This window comes from Hymenobacter sp. J193 (assembly GCF_024700075.1).
Classification (GTDB): Bacteria; Bacteroidota; Bacteroidia; order Cytophagales; family Hymenobacteraceae; genus Hymenobacter.
The window spans coordinates 82246-100781 of sequence record NZ_JAJONE010000001.1; the positions used below are offsets into that span (position 1 = coordinate 82246).

Consider the following 18536-nt stretch of genomic DNA (forward strand, 5'->3'; position numbering starts at 1 on the left):
GTTCTTTCCTTATTCGTTTTCTCTATGAAGCTTCTTCGCTACGTACTCCTGCTAACCCTAACCGGCTTGCTAGGAGGCCAGCCAGCTTTAGCCCAGGCACCAGCCCCGCCGCCACCCGATGTAACCCCAGCCCAGGCGGCTAAGCTCATCCGCAAACGCCAGGTAGTGGTGCTGGATGTGCGTACGCCCGAGGAATTTGCAGCCGGCCACCTCGCGGGTGCCCGCAACGTCAACTTCAAGGGCAGCGACTTTGCCCAGCAGGTAGCTACGCTTGATACCGCTAAAACCTACCTGCTCTACTGCGCCAGCGGCAACCGCAGCAGCAAAGCCGCCACCCTCATGCGCGAGCACGGCGTGCGCAAGGTGATAAATGCCGGTGCGTATAAGGAGCTACAAGCGACGGAACCACAGATTCGCACGGATTAGTCGGATTACACGGATTTCGTGGACGATTCTTCCCAAACAAAAAAGCCTCGCACCGTGCGAGGCTTTTTTCTGTTCCTATTTTCAAAAGCGCTGAGTGCGCCAACTACAAAATCCATGTAAGTCGACTAATCTAAGCGAATCCGTGGTTTAGAAACTCTGCACGATGCTGTTGTGCAGGGTACGGGGGCTCCAGTAGCCGCTGGCAATAATGCGGCGGATAGTGTAGAGCGGGTCCTGCTGGTCGCGCTTCTCAGCCAGGATAAAGGCCGCGTCCATGCCGCGCTTTTTCAGCTCAGGAATGGACTCGGGGCGCCACAAGCCGAAGGGATAGGCGAAGTAGTTGATTTTCTTACCGGTAATTTCTTCCAGCGTTTTGGTGGGCTTCTCGATCTGCGTCACCCAGTCCTGGCCCTCATACTTCTTCACGTTGTGGTGGTCCCAGGTGTGGGAGCCGATGACGTTGCCTTCGTCGGACAGCTGCTTTACCTGCGCCTTGCTCATGTAGCGGGGCCGGCCCAGGCTCACGGTCATGATAAAGTACACGGCCTTGTAGCCGTACTTGTCCAGCGTAGGTTTGGCCACCGTGAACTGGTCGAGGTCCGTGTCATCGAAGGTGAGCATGATGGGCTTGCTCGGCAGCTTGGCTCCCGTAGTGAGGTAAGCGTAAAGCTGGTCGGGCAGAATGGTGTGGTAGCCCGAGTCGGCCAGCATCTTCATCTGGGCCTTGAACTGGGCTACCGGAACAATGTAGTCCTTAGCACCTTTTGAGTCCTTAGCACGCCAGTCGCGGATTTGGTGGTAGCACAGAATGGGCACCTGGGGCCGGGCAAGTACGGCGGCGGCATCGGCACGTTGGGCCGCCGGGATTTCGCCGGGACTGGGGGCCGTAGTAGTGGCATCAACCGGGGCGGCGGGAGCAGCCTTTGCGGCGGAGTCGGCAGGTACAGCGGCGGCCGTGGGGTTTTCTGAGGTAGTGGCGGGCTTGGTTTCGCAGCTGGAAAGCAGCAGGCCGGCGGCCAGGGAAGCCGAAGCCAGGGAAAGCGGGGTGCGGAAGCGAATCATGGAATCAGTTCGACGAAGAAGCAAAAACGGCTCTTCATCAGCGAAAAGGGAGAAATGGCGGGAAGCCGGGCGTTGTGTACCTTTGCCGGGGCTCGTCCACTCTACAAAACAACAGCTTATTCTCCGCATGGACAAACTACAAGGTACCGGCGTGGCCCTGGTTACCCCGTTTACCGCCTCCGACCACGCCATCGACTACCCCGCCCTGCGCCGGTTGGTGGACTTCATTATTGAGGGCGGGGCCGAGTACCTGGTCATCAATGGCACCACGGCCGAGTCGCCCACGCTCACGGCGGAGGAGCGCAAAGGCATTCTGGATGTAGTACGCCAGCAAACCAAGGGCCGCGTACCGCTGGTCTACGGCATTGGCGGCAACGATACGGCCGCCGTGGAGCAGCAGTTGCGCACCATGGACCTGGCGGGCGTCTCGGCTATTCTGTCGGTGAGCCCGGCCTACAACAAGCCCAGTCAGGCGGGCATAATCCAGCACTACTTGCGCTTGGCCGAAGCCTCACCCCTGCCCATTATCCTTTACAACGTGCCGGGCCGTACCATGTCCAACATGACGGCGGCTACCACCCTGCGCCTGGCGCAGCACCCCAACATTCTGGGTATCAAGGAAGCCAGTGGCAATCTGGAGCAGTGCATGGCCATTGCCAAAGGCAAGCCCCACGGCTTCCTGCTCATCAGCGGCGACGACCTGATGACCACGGCCCTGGTGTCTTTCGGGGCCGTCGGCGTGATTTCGGTGCTGGCCAATGCCTTCCCCAAGCGGTTCTGCGACATGACTCGCGCCGCCCTGGTCGGGGACTTCCCCAAGGCCAGCAAGCTGCTTTTCGACTTCCTCGAAATCAACCCGCTGATGTACGAGGAAAGCAACCCCGTAGGCGTGAAGGCCGCGCTGGCCAGCCTGGGCCTCTGCTCACCCGCTGTGCGCCTGCCGCTGGTCGAAGCTTCGGAAGGACTGAAGGAGCGCGTGCAGAAGCTGCTGTAGGCCCTTTGGGGCCTCACCCCCGGCCCCTCTCCCGTGGAGAGGGGAGCCTAAGGAAACAAGTCCTCGGCTCACCAGCCGAGGACTTATCGTGTAAAAGCAATTTCGTTAGTTGGTAGCAGCTGCGCAGGCGCTAGCCGAAGCAGTTGCGCGGGGCAGCGCGCTTGGCCCCCCTCTCCACGGGAAAGGGGCCGGGGGTGAGGCCATCTGAACCGGGGGTAAGGCCTACCAGCCGCTGGCCAGGGCGTCGGCGACGTGGAGGGTTTGGATGGGCTTGTTTTCGCGGCGTATGTAGGCGTCGAGGTGCATGAGGCAGCTCGTGTCGGTGCTGATGATGTACTGGGCTCCGGTAGCCAGGGCGTGCTCCACTTTCTGCTGGGCCATAGCCACTGAAATAGCTTCGAACTTCACGGCAAAGGTGCCACCGAAGCCGCAGCAGGTTTCGGTTTCGGCCATTTCCAGCCGCTCCAGGCCCTGCACGCCGTCCAGCAGCAAACGCGGGGCTTCTTTGATGCCGCACTCACGCAGGGCCGAGCAAGAGTCGTGGTAGGTGTACTGGCCCGCCAGCGCGGAGCCGGGAATTTCGGTGATGCCCAGCACGTCAACCAGGAACTCCGTCAGCTCGAAGATGCGGCGCTGCAGGCCATAGTAGCGAGGCTGGTCGTCGGTGCCTTCAAACAGCTCGGCGTAGGCGTTGCGCACCATGCCCACGCAGGAAGCCGAGGGGCTTACCACGTAGCGGTCGGAGGCGCCGGCCGGGAAGTCGTGCAGAAACTTGCGGGCTACGGTGCAGGCTTCGGTTTTGTAACCCGCGTTGTAGGCGGGCTGCCCGCAGCAGGTCTGGTTGGCATTGTAGTGCACTTCGCAGCCCACGGCTTCCAGCACTTTCACCATGTTCATGGCCGTGTGCGGGAAAATCTGGTCTACAAAGCAGGGAATGAACAGGTCGACGGCAATGGGCATGGGCAAGCGGCGGAAAGCGCGAAACAGATTAGGCAGTGCGCCGGCGAAAGTACGGCTTCAGCGCCGTTCGTACGTGCCGGTTGGCAAGCAGTAGGGCAATGGGCAGCAACCCCAGCAACCCAAAAGCCACCGCGCCCACCTGGTTTTCCGTGCGGGTATGGTCGTAGGATAGCAGGACCTGCCCTTGTTTTTCCAGCTGATACACTTGCACCCGGTCCGGCGCCGACTCGCGGTTGTAGTACACGCGCACTGAGTCGCCTACATGCAATAGCCGGCGGTAATCGGCCGCCAGCTCCTCGCTCTGGCCCAGATAAACTTCCAACGGCTCAGGCTGACCGGCCAGGGTAAACCGTAGCGTGTACGGCTCAGAGCGGCTGCTGGCGCGCTGCACTGCTACTTGTTCCAGTACCCCATCAAGGCGCGTCAAATCGGCCATCGGGCGCGTAGACCGGTAAAAGAGCAAGCCCGCGCCGGCCAGCATTCCCACTACCAGCACCAGCAGCCAGATAAGCGCCTGGCCTACTTTAGGCTGCGCTTTCTGGGCGGCAGCATGACGCTGGCGGCGTTCCTGCTGCCGCTGTTGGTACGCGGGCTTAGCTGGTCGGGCGGGCATCAGTGGGCTGCGAAAATCTGTTGGTTTAGCGCTTCTGCTTCGGTTAGCGCTTCCAGGTTCAGGTGCAGCTCCTCCCCGGCTTGGGCTGCATATTCGATGAGCCGCTCGGTGGGCATGTTGCCGGTGAGGGCGTCGGCGGCCATGGGGCAGCCGCCGTAGCCACCCAGGGCCCCGTCGAAGCGGCGGCAGCCGGCCTCGTACGCGGCCTGCACTTTCTCGCGCCAGCTTTCGGGCGTGGTGTGCAGGTGGGCGCCAAACTCAATGTGCGGAAACGCCGCCGACAGCTCCCGGAACGGCGGGGCAATGGTAGCCGGCGTACTCGCCCCAATGGTATCCGACAAGGCCACAATGCCCACGCCCAGCGCATCGAGCTTTTGGGTGAACTCCCCCAGCACGGCGGGGCTCCAGGCGTCGCCGTAGGGGTTGCCGAAGCCCATGCTCAGGTATACCACCTGCTCCTGGCCGGTGCGGGCGCACAGTTCCTGCATCCGGGCCACGTCGTCGAGGGCCTGGGCAATGCTTTTGTTGGTATTGCGCTGCTGAAACGTTTCGGAAACCGACAGCGGGAAGCCGATGTAGCGAATCTGGGGGTGCTGGGCGGCGGTTTCGGCCCCGCGCAGGTTGGCTACAATGGCCAGCAGCCGCGTGCCCGACTGGCTCAAATCCAACCCATCCAGCACTTCGGCCGTGTCGGCCAACTGCGGAATGGCTTTGGGCGAAACGAACGAGCCGAAGTCCAGGGTGTCAAACCCCACTCGTAGCAGGGCGTTGAGGTAGGCGGTTTTCTGGGTGGTAGGAATGAACGTAGTCCAGCCCTGCATGGCGTCGCGGGGGCATTCAACGAGTTTCATAGGCGGCGGAAAGTGGGTGGAGCGTAAAGGTAGAACCTCCCCCGACAAACCACCCGCCCCCGGCCCGGTCGCTAGACGGTGTTATGAACCTGTAAGCGAAATTAGCGGGTATGGAAATTACTCGCTGCGCCTATCCAAGCGACGTAACTGACGAGGAATGGGCCTTTCTACTACCCTATTTACTGCTGGTACGCGAAGACGCGGGCCAGCGTCACTATGCACTGCGCGAACTATTTAACGCCTTGCGCTACGTGGTGCGAACGGGCTGCACGTGGCGGTATCTGCCCCACGATTTGCCACCCTGGGCCACGTGTTACCAACAATGGGCCCGCTGGCGCGATGCCCGCGTCTTTGAAGCCCTGACCGAGGACCTGCGCCAGGTGCTGCGCCTCAACGAAGCCCGGCCCGCCGACCCAAGCGCCGTCATTTTTGATTCGCGCACGCTGCAGAGCACGCCCGAGAGCGGGCACCGGGCGGGCTATGATGGGGCCAAACGGCGCAAGGGCAGCAAAGTCCACGTGGCCGTCGACACCTTAGGCCACCTGCTGGCCGCCATCGTCACGCCGGCCAATGAGCAAGACCGGGCGCAGGTGGGCGTGTTGGCCGAAGAAGTGCAAGTAGCGTCCGGGCAAAGCGTTACGCTGGCCTACGCCGACCAGGGCTACACCGGTGAGCAGCCGGCACACGCCGCCGAGCAGCACGGCATCGACTTGCACGTGGTCAAGCTGGGCCACACCAAACGCGGCTTCGTGCTGCTGCCCCGCCGCTGGGTGGTCGAGCGCAGCCTAAGCTGGAGCGCCCGCTACAAGCGCCTGGCCCGGGATTACGAGCGGCTGGCCGTCAGTTTGCAGCAGCTCCACTACCTGGCCTTCGCGGGGCTCATGCTGGCCAAAGCAGCAGGCCTTAATTTGCTCCCAAGTGCATAACACCGTCTAGCCGCGTACTATGCCGTAGCGGCCGCCCTTCACGTCCAGAATCAGCGCGCCGCCCACGAACGGCTCGTTGCCCAGCATGCCATCCATGCCCGAAAAGCGCATGAGGGTTTCCTGCATCAGGTTCATGCCGGTCATGTACGTGACGGTGCCCAGCGGAACTTCAGCAGTGCCGAAGCGGAACCGGGAGGCGGTAGGTGCGGTGTACATCAGCAGCTTTTTACCCCAGGAGTTGGTGGTATCGGTGCGGGTGGGCGCCCCCGGCGTGGCCATTTCCTGCCAGTTATCCTGGCTGGTGAGCAGGTTGTAGGCGCTGGCCCCCGAGTCGAACAACAGCTGACGGGGCTGACCATCCAGGGTGGCATCGAGCAATACGCGACGCTCTTTGAAAGCCAGCGGAGCAAACGTGGCACGGGAAGCCAAAGCGGCCGGCACTTCATTGCCCAGGGTGAAACGGCCGGCGGCGTAGTCGAGCACCAGCACGCGGCCATCCAGGGCATCGGTTCCCAGGGAGCCGATGATATAGGGCGCGAGGGAGTCGGCGGGCATAGTGCCGGTTCCGTTGATAATCACCTTCGTGTTGCCAACGGCTACCTGGGCGCCGCCCAAAGCAAAGCGAAACTCGGGCACTAGGTTTCCCTGGAGCTTCAGGCTGGTACCCAGGCTGGGATAATGACGGGTAAGTGTGTCCAGTTGGTTGGCGTAGAGCACGGTGTACGGGGCACCGGTATCCACCTGCAGGTAGCAGGTGCGGGAACAGTTGGGCAGCCGGACGGGTACCAGCAGCCCGGCGTGCGGCACAGCGGGCTTGGCCGTGGTATCGGCCCACCAGCGCAGGTCGCCGGAGGTGGGCAGGCCCGCTACGGTGAGCTGGTTGGCAGGTGGGGCAAACTTCTGCTTCATGTAGAAGTAGCCACCAATTCCGCTCACGACAAGCAGCACAACCACGGAGAGCAGGATTTTGAAAAGGAGTTTCATAGCGAGAAAAAGAGAGGGTTAGAAGACGGAGGCAAACCTAGCCGGATTCGTTGCCAGCCCCTGCGTCATTTCCCCGCCATTTCCCCGCCACTTCCTACAAGGCGCTTTTTAGCAGACACTTGCCCTTACAGCCGAATCCCATAAATATTCAAATCACCGCGCCGCAGCCGCCCGGCATAGTAGACAACCGTCAGCACATTGAGCAGATACGACCCGATAAACACCGCCAGATACCCGCCCCGCCACAGTGTTAGGTCCAGCGCATGCGCTACCTGGTAGCCCACCATCAGCACTATGTAAGCAAAGAAGCAGCCCACCTGCCACAGAATCTGAAAGCCCAGCACCCGCCGCCCTACTTCGGCCGCGTGCAGGATGGTATGGCGCCGCCGCCGCCAGAGCACAAAAGGAACAATGATGTTGAGCAGCGGCAGCACCAGCAAGCTCAGGGCACTCAGGTTGAGCAGCTGCAGAAACTCCGGGTCAGGCCGTAGCGGGCTGTAGTGCGTGACGACCGGCTCGGGCGAGGCGGCTACCAGCGCGGTTTGCGGAGTTGGTTCCAGGGTACTCGTCAGCGCCTGCTCATCGGCCCGGCTTAGCGCCTGACCTGGCCCGGCCAGAAGCTCGGGCGGTTCCGGGGCAGCCGTAAAGGGTGCTGATGCCACCGAAGCACCGACCGGCACCGGAGCTGCCAGGGGTTCGGGCTCCGTCCGGAAGTCCGCCAACGACACGCCCAGCGCGGCCGCCAGCGCCTGCAGGGTGTGGCCCCGGGGCACGGTTTCGCCCTGCTCTACCCGCTGAATGGTGCGCAAGCTCACGCCCGACTGCTCGGCCAGCATTTCCTGGGAAAAACCTTTGCTTTTGCGAATAGCAAGGATGCGGGCAGCAGAAAACATAAGCGAAAACGGAACAACGAAAACAGGGCAATGATACAGCTTTCTGCCGCCGCGCCATGCCTTTGGGGTGGCAGTTTCGGACAAACTTGTTCTTTCTCGGGCTGCTTTCCCGGCGAACTACCGCGCCCATTTCCGGGTTTTACCAGGAACTCCACTTCCTCTATGTCGATTTCTCTGCGCCCCGCGCTGTATCTATTTGTGTTTCTGTTGGCAGCCTGCGGCAAGCAGCAAACCCTGCAGGGCATTTTTCATCAGCCTACCACTCCTCACGAGACCTACGCCCGCCGCCTGCGTCAGGCCGGACTCGATGGCACCGCCCTGGGCCGGGATTGGCTAACTGCCGCCGACAAGGCCTTGCGCGACTCTCTGGTCGTGACGCTGCCCTTTGAGGAAACCGGCTACTTCCGGGCCGAGCGCGCCACGGCGGCATCCTACCGCTACGCCGTACGGGCCGGCGAAACGGTGCGGGTAAGCCTGGCATTAGCACCCGGCACTCAGGCCCACGTGTTTCTCGATGCCTTCGAGCTGCACCCCGACCGCGCCGCGCCCACCCACCTGGCTTCCGCCGACACTACTACCCTTTCTTTTAGCTATGTGGTGGAAGATGACCGGCAGCATCTGCTGCGCGTGCAGCCCGAGCTGCTGCGTACCGGCCGCTACACCCTCCGCATTCAGCGCACGCCTTCGCTTTCCTTCCCGGTACAGGGCAAAAACGATGTGGCCGTGGGCTCGTTCTGGGGGGCCGAGCGCGACCAGGGCGCCCGCCTGCACGAGGGCATCGACATTTTTGCCAGGCGCGGTACGCCGGTGGTGGCTGCTGCTGCCGGCTACATCACCCGCGTAAATGAAACGCCGCGCGGAGGCAAAGTAGTCTGGCTGGCCGACGCCGCCCACGGCCAGCACATCTACTACGCCCACCTCGACCGGCAGCTGGTGCAGCCCGGCCAGCAGGTACGCATTGGGGATACACTGGGGCTGGTGGGCAATACAGGCAACGCCCGCACCACCCAGCCCCACCTGCACTTTGGCGTGTACCGCGCCGGCCGCGGGGCCGTGGACCCCTATCCCTTCGTACGCCGCGCCGATGCGGCCCCGGCCGCCCCGCGCAGCCTGCCCGCCCGGCTGGGCCAGTGGGTGCGCGTGCGCGACAAAGCCACCGACTTGCGCCGCAGCCCTGCCTACAAAGCCGGGAAACTAGCCAGCCTGCCCCGCCACACCGCCCTCTACGTGCTGGGGGCCCAGGCCGAGTGGTACCGCGTGGAGCAGCCTGACGGCCTCGTAGGCTACCTGCCCACCCGCGCCGTAACGCTTGCCGCCGAGCCCCTGCGCCGCGAAACGCTGCCGGCCGTAGCTAACCTTTTTGCTTTACCCCAAATAAACGCGCCCCAGCTCAGTTCTTTACCGGCACGCAGTACCGTAGCGGTGCTGGGTGAGTTTGCGGGCTACCGGTTGGTGCGGGAAAGCAGCGGCGGGCTGGGCTGGCTGCCGGCCGGCCAAAAATCCTGACTGCCCCGCCCTTCTTCATTTCGGCTTCACGCGGCTACGCTAGCTTAGCTGCGGTGAATTGGCAGTGGTATGAGGCAGTTCCGGTTGCTGAGAGCCTCCCCCTATTTGCGAAACCTGCAGTAGGCTCCTGTTCTCCCTATTCATATATACAAAAGCTCCAGCCAAAATATGGCTGGAGCTTTTCTTTGGTTCGGTTGTCTAGTTTTCCCTTACTCAGCTACTACCACCGCCTTATTCAGCTTGCGGGCATAGGCGATACGCCGTTCCCGGCCGTCACTGGTCGTGTAGTCGAAGCCCACGGAGCGGTTATCGTCGCGTACGGCCTGCCAGGCTTCCTGGTCGGCTACGGTGGCCGTCTGCATGCTGCGCGGTACGGCCGGAGAAGTGAACTTATCGGCCTGAAAGAAGCCGTTCATGGACTTGAGAATGGCAATTTCCTTGTCGCGCACGGTAGCGGCCTGGGGGGCTTCCAGCTCCCGCTCGTCCAGCAGCGCCGTAGCTGGCATCACCTCGTTGCGGAGGGTGTCGCCTTGGCTGTTGATGATCAGGAAGCGGGCCTGGCTGTTGATGATCTTGGTGCCTTGCAGCAGCAATACAAACTGGTCTTTCGACTTGGGGTCGGAGAATTCGTGGGTGGTGCGCACGGCATTCAGCACGCTGGTGGGCGTGAGGCGGGCACGCTGGCCTTCGGGGGTGGGAGTAAATACCCGGTCAGCATTCTTGGACGTGGCCGATTCGCGCTCGGTAGTGATACAGGAAGCCTGCATCAATAAGAAGCCGAAGGACACGGGGAGCAGCAGTTTTTTCATGGGAAGAGCGAAACGGTGTCGGGCAAAAAGAAACCGGGATAAAGCCGCTACGCCGGTTGGCGAAGCGGCAGCGGGCCGCCGGATGCAGTAAACGGCCCGACAAAAGTGCAATAAGAGGGCAATGTAGGGGCACATACGGCAAAGGATGTTGGAAGTTAGCCTTTGCCGGCCCGTTGTCAGAACCAGCCCAGCTCCAGGCCTACTGTCCAGCGTGGCGGCTCCGCCCAACCGGTGGTTTCGGCGCCCTGCCAGCTGGTGGAAAAGCGCCGCCGGGCTACCACGGCGTACCGGTCGGAGCCCAGGCGGGCACTGGCCCCGTAGGTCCAGCGGGCGGCGTACGGCAGGCCCCGCTCGGTTACTTTCACCACCTTAGCGCCGGCGGCAGGGCTGTCCTTGTAGCTGTGAAGCGTGGAAAAAGCCCAGCCGCCCCAGCCGCCTACATCCACGTAGCGGCCGATAACGTTGCCGCGCCGGCCCACATTCAGACGAAGAAAGGGCTCGGCCTGTACCTGCTGCCAGGTTAGGCTTTCCTGGTCGTACTGGGCGGCGGTGGGCAGCTGCTTGGAAGCGCGCTGGTCGAGCCGGTAGGTCAGGCGGCAGTACTGCCCATTCAGCCCCAGCGCCAACTGCTGACTTAACCGCCACTTCTGGCGCCAGCCCAGAAACAGTTCCCCCGAAGCTCCGTAGCGCAGCGGTATAGCAGCCGCACTGGTCCCCACCACTGGCGCGTACCCAATGTATGCATGGCCAAAATGGGCCCGGTTGGGGCCGGAGCGCTGCACGGCCGTATCGGCGGCTACATCCCCTTGAAACAGCACACGCTGCGCGGCCAATGGCAGGCAGCTACCCAGCCCTACAATCGCACTCAACAGTAGTCCTTTCTTCATGGCTGCACGGTATAAGCCTGCGTGTAGCCGTTCAGCGAAGCCCGCACGGTATCATGGGGCCGCAGCTGGGCCAAGGGAAAACGGGCCACCAGGCGCTGTTTTACTTCCCGGATTTCATAGATCCGCAGCACCCCACGCGCATCGGCTACGTGCAGGTACAGGTAGCCCGGAGCCTGCGCCACGGCCGCCGTCGGGGTATCGTCGTCGAGCAGCTGCCCCACGGCGGGTACAGGCTCTGGGTTTTCAGGTAGCGGCGACAAGTCACCCGTCGGTTGGCGCACGACTATCGACAGGGTAGAATCGGTGCGCACGAAATCGAACGTGGGGGCCGGAACAGCGGCCGGCGGGGCCAGAAAACGGGCAGCGCCGGGTACCCCGTAGCCCTGGGCGTAATCGAAGTACGGGTACAGGCTGCCGGCTTGCTGCAGCGCCTGAAACAATTGCCCAACGGTGAACTGACGCTGCTGCTGCCAGAAGCAGGCGGCCAGCCCGGCCACCAGAGGGCTGGCAAACGAAGTGCCCTCCGTCCGCTCGTAGCCGCCGGGCACGGCCGTAATAGCTTCGCCAAAGGCGGCCACGTTGGGCTTCAGGCGCCGGTCGGCGGTGGGCCCGCGCGAGGAAAAGCTTTCCGGCAGCCAGGTTGCCGGGTCAATACCGCCCACGGCAAGCACGGAATCCTGGTCGGCGGGCGTGCCCACGATGCCCCAGCGGATGTCGTCGCCGTCGTTGCCGGCCGCGCACACCACCAGCATGCCTTTGCGCACGGCCAGGGCAGCGGCGCGGGCTACGAGGCTGGTGCGGCCGTTCATCTGCTCCCGAAAATAGCGTCGCTCGGTATAGCCCAAAGAGGAGTTGATGATGTCGGCCCCGTTGCGGTCGGCCCACTCCACGGCGGCCAGCCAGGCTTCTTCCTCGCTGTACCGCTCACTTCCTTCGCGCTCGGTGCGGGCCAGCAGAAATTCCGCTTCCGGGGCCAGGCCCAGGGCAGTGCTGTCGGGAAGGCGGCCGGCCAGGCAGGAAAGCACCTGGGTGCCGTGGGTGCCGTAGCCATATACAAAAGGCCGCTGGCGAATAAAGTCCCAGGTAGCCGCCACCTTTTGGCCGCCGCGTAGGTGCTCGAAGGCCGGATGCACATCAGTCCCTAGAAAGCCTACGTCGAAGATGGCAATGCGCAGGCCCCGGCCCGTGAGGCGGGCCTGCCGCAGCTGCGCGGCTCCAAGGGCGGCCGTTTGCTGGCGGGCCAGCAGCTGGTCGGTTTCGGAAAGCGTGCTTTCAGCTGTTGAATGAGAGGCCGAAGCAGCTGGCCGGGCATCGGGTGTAGTGGCGGGGGTGCGCGCAACCACGGCCTGCACGCCCGGCAGGAGGCGCAGGGCCGCCGCCTGGGCAGGTGTAGCGCGACAGGCCACGGCATTGCACCAGCGGCTCACAGACGTAATGGTATCGGTATGCTGCCGGATGGCTTGTACGTAGGCCGGGGGCACGGGAAAATCGGTGCTGTCGGCGGGTGGCAGGTGCTGGCGCAGGCGGCGCTGCTGGGCAGCCGGCGTGAAATACGTAGCTGCATCGAGCGTGCTTCCCTTCTTGTTGCGCAGCAGCACCCAGTACGGAGCGGTGGGCGGCGGGCCGGGAGCCGCCAGGGCCGGGCCGGCGAAGCTGGCCAGCACAAGTAAGAGTATGTTTTTTCGGATTCGGCGACTGAAGGCCAGACAACACTCCATAGAGAATACAAGCTCCGCCCGGGGCACGGCGGGGCCGCGAAGGTACAGGTTCGGGGCGGGCAGCGCAACCAAGGGCCCCGGAGGCTCGGTAACTGCCCGGCTTCCCGGCCCGTTTCAGGCAGCAGTTCATTTGTTTTCCAACTGACTTTCCTGAATCATGTCTCATTCATTGCTTCGTACTTCCTTCCTGGCGCTGCTTGGCCTGGCCGGCCTGCAGGGCGCTACCTCCTGCGTATCCCAGAAGAAATACACCGAGCTGCAGCAGCAATACCAGGCCCTCACCCAGTCGCGCGACCAGCTGCAGGCCAGCAAGCAGGCCCTGGAGCAGGACAAGACCCGCACCGAAGAAGCCCTGCGCACCAGCCTGCTCAGCAAAAACCAGCAGGTAAACCAGCTCAACGAAAACCTGAGCGGGGCCCAGCAAACCAACTCGCAGCTCTCGGCTGATCTGCGCTCGAAGGAAGCCCGCATTGCCGAAATGCAGCGCATACTGGAGCAGAAAGACCAGGCCGTGAAGGCCCTGCGCCAGAAGGTGGCCGACGCGCTGCTGGGCTTCAACGCCAACGACCTGCAGGTGAACCTGCGCAACGGCAAAGTGTACGTGTCGCTCTCGGAGCAGTTGCTGTTTAAATCGGGCTCCACCAAGGTTGACCCCAAAGGCCAGGAAGCCCTGAAAAAGCTGGCCACGGCGCTGCAGGGCAACCAGGACGTGAACGTGCTGGTGGAAGGCCACACCGACAACGTACCCATTCTGAAGGGCACCGCCGGCCTGCAGGATAACTGGGATTTGAGCGTGCTGCGGGCCACCGAAATTACCCGCATTCTCACGCAGGCCGGACTGAGCAGCACTCAGGTGACACCCTCCGGCCGCGCTCAACACGTGCCCGTAGCCCAGAACGATACGCCCGCCAATAAATCCCTGAACCGCCGCACGGAAATTATTCTCACGCCTAAGCTGGATGAGTTATTTCAGATTCTGGAGCAGAATTAACTAACTGATATGCCTGGGCAGCGGCGCATTATACTGAGGCCATTACGAAGTTTTTTCTCCTGGCACTCAGCGTATTTTTCCGCCTGATTTGCGGCAGTAAGCCACAATCGGCTTGCAAACTACCCCCCGCTATTGCGCACCTCGCAGCTGGCCTGCATCTGAAATTGACCGCCTATTGCCAAAAGGCCCAAAAAAGAAATTTGAATAATTAAAACTAAAAAAGCTGCTTATCGAATAAGCAGTTGCCTAGCGGAATTTTTTATTCCACCTTTGAGCCGAGTTTTTATTTCATTTCTTTCAACCTCACAACAAACTCCCCAGCACATGGCAACTGCCGACCTCAATAAGCTGCAACAGATTCTGGCCAATGCCGAAGAAAACGAAGCCGTAATCGGTCAGATTCGCAAGAACATGACGAAGGTGGCCGATCTGATTGCCGAAATCAACACGATGCTGGAGCCTGGCTACAAGCCCGCCGCCAAAGAGCGTAAGCCCCGCGCTGCTTCTACCGGCACCGGCAAGCGCCCCGGTCGCCCCCGCAAATCGGAAGCCGCTGCGTAACCAGCAGGCTGTTTATAGTTCCGAAGGAATTCCCTGTGAGGCTTAGTGTTTCACAGGGAATTCTATTTTCTGCCCATAGGGCAACGGTAATTATTCTTCGCAGCCACGCGCAGCATTTTAATTATTTAGTTTGGTTGGCCGCTAGCGGATAGGTGGAATTCAGCGGCTACTTCCCAGGATTTGCCATCGTGCTCAAACAACGTAAGCTGTTGCACCGGGAACTGCGCGGCATAATTCCGGGCGGCAAATATTTTTTGAAGCTCCGGCACATTATCGGCGGGCAGGTCGCGGGTGGCCAGCGTCATATGCGGGGTAAATGGCCGGTTTTCGAGGGAAATATTCAACTGATGCAGGCGGCACCACTGCGCGAGGCGCTGGTTAAAATCCTTTAATATTCCGGGAGAATTAACCGAAATAAATAACGTGCGGCTGCCAAACCACGCAAAATCCCGCAAACTCACCATAAACTCCGTTTCGGAAGCAGCAAAACGGGCCAGTACTTCTGCCGCCTGCCGGGCAAATGCAGCCGGGCGATGCACAGGCGGCCACAGCGTAATGTGCGGCCGCAGCCGGACCGCATTGCGGCTGCCCGTCAGGATATGAACTTCCTGCTTGAGGGCCCACACCTGCCCCAGCACGGGCTCCGGTGGTACAATAGCCAGCAGGTAAAGCGAAGTTGGGTTGGTGCGAGTAGCCACGTTATTTAGTGCGGGTATACCTTTTCCTCACGAATACAGAGCCACCGGTCACCTACCGAATGCCCTTCGAAATAGGCAACTTTGCCGGGGATGAAGGAGATAATGGATGTATTACTTGAACCCACAACTTCATGTATAGCATCCTCAACGGGCATTACCAGTTGATGCAGGGACGTATCAGCGGACAGGACGTAACACGTTTGTAGGCCGAACTTGGCAATATGCTGCCTAACAAAGGCGCGGTCTTGTTCTCCGCTTCCCTTTGGCAGCTGCGTGCAATAGCGCAGGTCCAGCGAGGCCCACAGGTTATCCATTCCCCACATCGGGTTGATTCCCAACCGTTCTTCCCGTAAACGGCGCTTGGCGGCTTTCTTCGACTCTTCACTTAGTGCAACGCTCCTGGTACGCTTTGTAAGAAATGCAGCCATGAAAGCGTCCAGATGCTCATGCATCGTCTGATAAGAATGGGACTCCATCACAGCCAAAGTTAAAAACATCCTACCGGAATAGCTCCCGGCAGGATGTTAGATAAATTCATTTGCTATAGAGCCAATTACCTAGCATCTACAGCCCGTACTTGCTGAGCAGATACACCAACGCGGCCATGCTGGCGTTGCCCAGCTCCAGCTCCCGGCGGTTTACCTTATCGAAAGTATCGGCGGCGGTGTGATGAAGGTCGAAGTAGCGCTGGGAGTCGCACTCGTAGCCGATGAGCACCTTGGCCTGGTCTTTCAGGGGGCCAATGTCCGTACCGCCGTGACCGGGGGCAATTTCGCCGCTGCCGTAGGGCTGCAACAGCGGCTGCCACTGCTGCAGCTGGCGCACAGTAGCCGCCGGGCCCTCGATGCCGAAGCCGCGCGGGGTAAACCCTCCCCCATCCGACTCCATAGCCGCCAGGTGCTGCTCGCCGGCGGCCTTAGCCAGCTCAGCGTACTTCAGGCCGCCGCGGTTGCCGTTTTCCTCGTTCATGAAGAGCACAGCGCGTACCGTACGCTCGGGGCGCAGGCCGGTGGCCTTCAGCAGGCGCAGCACTTCCATGCTCTGCACGCAACCGGTACCGTCGTCGTGGGCGCCCTGGCCCAGGTCCCAGGAGTCGAGGTGGCCACCTACCGTAATGATTTCGTTGGGGTACTTCGAGCCCTTGATTTCGCCTACCACGTTGTAGCTTTTGGCGTCGGGTAGCTCGCGACAGCTCATTTCCAGCTCGAAGGTCAGGGTTGGGTTGGCTTTGAGCAGGGCGCTGAGCTGATCGGCGCCGTTGGTGCTGAGGGCGGCGGCGGGCACTCGGGTCACGCCGTCTTCGTAGCGCATGGTGCCGGTGTGGGGAAAGTCGTCGTGGGCCAGGGACAAACTGCGCACCAGCGCCCCGATGGCGCCACGCTTGGCGGCTTCGGCAGCCCCGCTACGGCGCTGGTCACCGGCTTCGCCATAGGCCCGGCCGGTTTCGATGTAGGTGGGGTTCATGGGCCGGTTGAAAAACACGATTTTGCCCTTCACCTGCTCAGCCGGCAAGGCGCGCAGCTCCTGGATGCTCTGCACTTCTACCACCTGGGCCTTCAGCTTGCCGCCCACCGAGCCGCCCAGGGCGCACACGTTGAAGCTCACCGGCTTGCCTTTGGCGGGCTTGGCTTCGGCTTTTTCCCTGGCGCCCCGCTCCCAGTGAGGCACCATCACTTCCTGCAGGTACACCCGGTCGAGGCCCATTTTCTCCATCACCTGCTTGCCCCACTGAACGGCCTGCTCGGCCTGAGGCGAGCCGCTGAGGCGGCCCCCAATCTGCCCGGTGAGGTAGCGCAGGTTCTCGTAGCTTTCCCCGCGCAGCAGGGCCTCATCGTAGAGCTTGCGAATATTAAGAGAGTCGGTTTTAGTGGTGCCGGATTGGGCGGCGGCGGGCAAAGCCAGGCCCGCCATCAACAGGCAGGCGGCCAGGGAGGCGCGTAAAAAGGGCATCAAAGGAAAGGCTAAAAGAAGAGGGATTCGTGGCCTAAAGTAACTACCCGAGGCTAACTGTTGCACGCAAAAGTTAATCCGCAGGCGCTTTACGGCCGGTCGGCCCCGTACCGCCGCGCTACGGCGCTGGGTGCCTGGGTGGTATCGGCCGGCACGGTGACTTGCAGCAGGTAGTTGTACTCGTCGTCGCCGATGGTGGGCACGGGGCGACGGGCACCCAGGGCTTCGGCGGTTTCGAGGATAGTATTGGAATGGCCCGCTACTACCACGCGCTGTCCCCCGTATTCGCGGCGGATACGGGTAGCCAAGGCAGGCAGTTGCTTGGCATCATACAGCTGAACCGGCAGTTTCAGTTGGGTAGCCAGGGGCTGCACGGTATTCTTCGTGCGAGAAGTATTGGTGCTGAATACGGCTTTTATGCCCCGCGCTGCCAGCGTGTCGTGCAGAGCCTGGGCGCGCTGCTGGCCGGCCGGGGTCAGGGGCGGGTCGGCGAGGCCGGGCGTGAGGTCCTTTTCGCCATGGCGCACGATATATACGACGGTGGGCGCGGCAGCCGGGGGCAGTATGGTTTGCGTAGTGGCGCAGCCCGCCAGCAGCAGGCCCGTCAGCAAGGTCAGAACGTTCTTGGGTAGCATGGGCAGGGTTATTTCAGGGTCAGGATTTGCTTGAGCTCCGCCTCACTCACGGTCAGCAGGCCTACTTTGGGCAGGCGCTGGGTGAGGGTGCGCCAGTTGGGGTCCTGCTTGAAAATGGGGCGCAGCAGCTTGAGGGCGGCCGGCACCTGCTGCTTGTTGGCCAGGCTGATAGCATGCCAGTAGCGCATTTCCAGGTTGTCGGGGAAAAGCTTTTCGGCGGCTTCGTACTCGCGAATAGCGCCGGGCACGTCGTTCTTCTCTACGGCCAGGTCGCCGGCATTCATGTGCTCGTAGGCGCGGTGAAGCTGCAACAGGCGGCGCAGCTCCTTCAGGGGCTCGGCGGCATCGTCCACTCGCAGATCGATGAGCCGGTCGTCCCAGGGAGCGGCGCTGGCCTGGGCGCGCACCACCAGCAAGGCCGCCGATTGCCGCCCGCGCACGTCGCCGCCCGCGGCCTGGGCCGCGTCGAGGGCAGCCAGCACCCGCTCGGGGAAAGGCAGCGCGGCACCCTGCTCGTAGGCCCGGGCCATGGCGCTGGGCACTTGGTCGGTGAGCATCATATTGGCCTGCACCGAGAACTGCGCGCCGGTTTGCTGCCCGGCCATATCAATGCACTTGGCCCCGGTATGCACGGCTACGTTGCCTTTGCTGTCGACCACGGCCACCTGGCGCACGTCCCGGCCTTCGTCGGGGCGCAGGAGCTCATCCAGGGTTTGCTGGGCTGTTTTACCGCTTTTCAGCAGTGCCAGCCCGCGCGGGCCGAACGACTTGTTGGTGAAGGATTGGGTGGCAATGGCACCTACCCCGGCCTCAGCCCAGGATACGCTGGTACCCACCGAAAACCAGTGGCTTTGCACGGCTACGGCCAGGTCGCCGGACTTAGGGTCGCGGGCCACGATGGAAAACGTGTGGGCCAGCGGGTCGGTTTGGGTGTATACCTGGGCAGCCGCAGGCTGCAGAGCCGCCGGTCCCGCCAGCAGAGCTAAGGCCAGAACCCATCGAAAAAAGCGCATAAGCAGTGAAGTACAGGAAATGTGCGGCGGGAAGATAAGGCCGGCGCCAGCATTTTCGG

Annotated in this window: 20 protein-coding genes; 6 read left to right on the plus strand and 14 right to left on the minus strand. The window is 62.1% G+C overall.

Translation table 11 applies throughout. The features are described from left to right. Positions 1 to 24: 24 nt before the first annotated feature. Positions 25 to 426: a rhodanese-like domain-containing protein gene (locus LRS06_RS00400; protein WP_257869646.1), complete on the plus strand. Its 402-nt coding sequence runs from the start codon at positions 25 to 27 to the stop codon at positions 424 to 426. 147 nt (positions 427 to 573) lie between these two features. Here the strand turns inward: LRS06_RS00400 and LRS06_RS00405 are convergent, their stop codons facing one another. After that, positions 574 to 1488 carry a polysaccharide deacetylase family protein gene (locus tag LRS06_RS00405; RefSeq protein WP_257869647.1) on the minus strand — a complete coding sequence of 305 codons (915 nt, stop codon included), beginning with the start codon at positions 1486 to 1488 and terminating at the stop codon, positions 574 to 576. A gap of 127 nt (positions 1489 to 1615) precedes the next feature. On the opposite strand from LRS06_RS00405, the gene dapA reads away from it, so the two are divergent. Continuing rightward, positions 1616 to 2482 (plus strand): 4-hydroxy-tetrahydrodipicolinate synthase, encoded by an 867-nt coding sequence (dapA, locus tag LRS06_RS00410; RefSeq protein ID WP_257869648.1) that lies wholly within the window; start codon positions 1616 to 1618, stop codon positions 2480 to 2482. Positions 2483 to 2704: 222 nt separating this feature from the next. On the opposite strand, the gene LRS06_RS00415 is transcribed toward dapA, so the two are convergent. From LRS06_RS00415 to LRS06_RS00425, 3 genes are read right to left on the minus strand one after another with little or no spacing between them, the layout of a single operon-like run. Next, complete coding sequence (locus tag LRS06_RS00415) at positions 2705 to 3442, minus strand: (Fe-S)-binding protein (RefSeq protein ID WP_257869649.1); 738 nt, start codon at positions 3440 to 3442, stop codon at positions 2705 to 2707. A gap of 28 nt (positions 3443 to 3470) precedes the next feature. Further along, positions 3471 to 4055, minus strand: coding sequence for a DUF3592 domain-containing protein (locus tag LRS06_RS00420; RefSeq protein ID WP_257869650.1), 585 nt, complete (start codon positions 4053 to 4055; stop codon positions 3471 to 3473). Then, positions 4055 to 4906 carry a hydroxymethylglutaryl-CoA lyase gene (locus LRS06_RS00425; protein ID WP_257869651.1) on the minus strand — a complete coding sequence of 284 codons (852 nt, stop codon included), beginning with the start codon at positions 4904 to 4906 and terminating at the stop codon, positions 4055 to 4057. The genes LRS06_RS00420 and LRS06_RS00425 overlap by 1 nt, the downstream gene beginning before the upstream one ends. A 110-nt stretch (positions 4907 to 5016) precedes the next feature. On the opposite strand from LRS06_RS00425, the gene LRS06_RS00430 reads away from it, so the two are divergent. Next, the gene (locus tag LRS06_RS00430; RefSeq protein WP_257869652.1) at positions 5017 to 5832 is read left to right on the plus strand and encodes an IS5 family transposase; all 816 of its coding nucleotides are present in this window, start codon (positions 5017 to 5019) and stop codon (positions 5830 to 5832) included. A 6-nt stretch (positions 5833 to 5838) separates the two neighbouring features. Here LRS06_RS00430 and LRS06_RS00435 read toward each other — a convergent pair whose 3' ends face one another. Both LRS06_RS00435 and LRS06_RS00440 read right to left on the minus strand, forming a co-directional pair. Further along, positions 5839 to 6816 (minus strand): hypothetical protein, encoded by a 978-nt coding sequence (locus LRS06_RS00435; RefSeq protein ID WP_257869653.1) that lies wholly within the window; start codon positions 6814 to 6816, stop codon positions 5839 to 5841. Positions 6817 to 6941: 125 nt separating this feature from the next. Beyond that, positions 6942 to 7709 (minus strand): helix-turn-helix domain-containing protein, encoded by a 768-nt coding sequence (locus LRS06_RS00440; RefSeq protein WP_257869654.1) that lies wholly within the window; start codon positions 7707 to 7709, stop codon positions 6942 to 6944. Positions 7710 to 7871: 162 nt separating this feature from the next. On the opposite strand from LRS06_RS00440, the gene LRS06_RS00445 reads away from it, so the two are divergent. Continuing rightward, the gene (locus LRS06_RS00445; protein ID WP_257869655.1) at positions 7872 to 9215 is read left to right on the plus strand and encodes a M23 family metallopeptidase; all 1344 of its coding nucleotides are present in this window, start codon (positions 7872 to 7874) and stop codon (positions 9213 to 9215) included. 209 nt (positions 9216 to 9424) lie between these two features. On the opposite strand, the gene LRS06_RS00450 is transcribed toward LRS06_RS00445, so the two are convergent. The 3 genes from LRS06_RS00450 to LRS06_RS00460 form a co-directional block, all read right to left on the minus strand. Continuing rightward, positions 9425 to 10024: a hypothetical protein gene (locus LRS06_RS00450; RefSeq protein WP_257869656.1), complete on the minus strand. Its 600-nt coding sequence runs from the start codon at positions 10022 to 10024 to the stop codon at positions 9425 to 9427. 176 nt (positions 10025 to 10200) lie between these two features. Further along, positions 10201 to 10911 carry a hypothetical protein gene (locus LRS06_RS00455; protein ID WP_257869657.1) on the minus strand — a complete coding sequence of 237 codons (711 nt, stop codon included), beginning with the start codon at positions 10909 to 10911 and terminating at the stop codon, positions 10201 to 10203. Beyond that, the gene (locus tag LRS06_RS00460) at positions 10908 to 12575 is read right to left on the minus strand and encodes a S8 family serine peptidase (protein WP_257869658.1); all 1668 of its coding nucleotides are present in this window, start codon (positions 12573 to 12575) and stop codon (positions 10908 to 10910) included. The genes LRS06_RS00455 and LRS06_RS00460 overlap by 4 nt, the downstream gene beginning before the upstream one ends. 211 nt (positions 12576 to 12786) lie before the next feature. Here LRS06_RS00460 and LRS06_RS00465 point away from each other — a divergent pair, with 211 nt between their 5' ends. Beyond that, positions 12787 to 13620 (plus strand): OmpA family protein, encoded by an 834-nt coding sequence (locus tag LRS06_RS00465; RefSeq protein WP_257869659.1) that lies wholly within the window; start codon positions 12787 to 12789, stop codon positions 13618 to 13620. A 324-nt stretch (positions 13621 to 13944) separates the two neighbouring features. Then, a complete protein-coding gene (locus LRS06_RS00470) occupies positions 13945 to 14181 on the plus strand; it encodes a hypothetical protein (RefSeq protein ID WP_196954550.1) in 237 nt (78 codons plus the stop codon). Positions 14182 to 14306: 125 nt separating this feature from the next. Here LRS06_RS00470 and LRS06_RS00475 read toward each other — a convergent pair whose 3' ends face one another. The 5 genes from LRS06_RS00475 to LRS06_RS00495 all read right to left on the minus strand — a co-directional run bounded on the left by LRS06_RS00475 (position 14307) and on the right by LRS06_RS00495 (position 18477). Next, on the minus strand, positions 14307 to 14879 hold the full coding sequence (locus LRS06_RS00475) for a 2'-5' RNA ligase family protein (RefSeq protein WP_257869660.1): 573 nt from the start codon (positions 14877 to 14879) through the stop codon (positions 14307 to 14309). Positions 14880 to 14884: 5 nt separating this feature from the next. Beyond that, positions 14885 to 15355, minus strand: a complete 471-nt coding sequence (locus LRS06_RS00480) for a hypothetical protein (RefSeq protein ID WP_257869661.1) — start codon at positions 15353 to 15355, stop codon at positions 14885 to 14887. Between the two features lie 88 nt (positions 15356 to 15443). Beyond that, a complete protein-coding gene (locus LRS06_RS00485; protein ID WP_374679412.1) occupies positions 15444 to 16829 on the minus strand; it encodes a M20/M25/M40 family metallo-hydrolase in 1386 nt (461 codons plus the stop codon). A gap of 89 nt (positions 16830 to 16918) precedes the next feature. Further along, positions 16919 to 17464: a histidine phosphatase family protein gene (locus LRS06_RS00490; protein WP_257869662.1), complete on the minus strand. Its 546-nt coding sequence runs from the start codon at positions 17462 to 17464 to the stop codon at positions 16919 to 16921. Between the two features lie 8 nt (positions 17465 to 17472). Then, on the minus strand, positions 17473 to 18477 hold the full coding sequence (locus tag LRS06_RS00495; protein WP_257869663.1) for a DUF1028 domain-containing protein: 1005 nt from the start codon (positions 18475 to 18477) through the stop codon (positions 17473 to 17475). Positions 18478 to 18536: the final 59 nt, after the last annotated feature.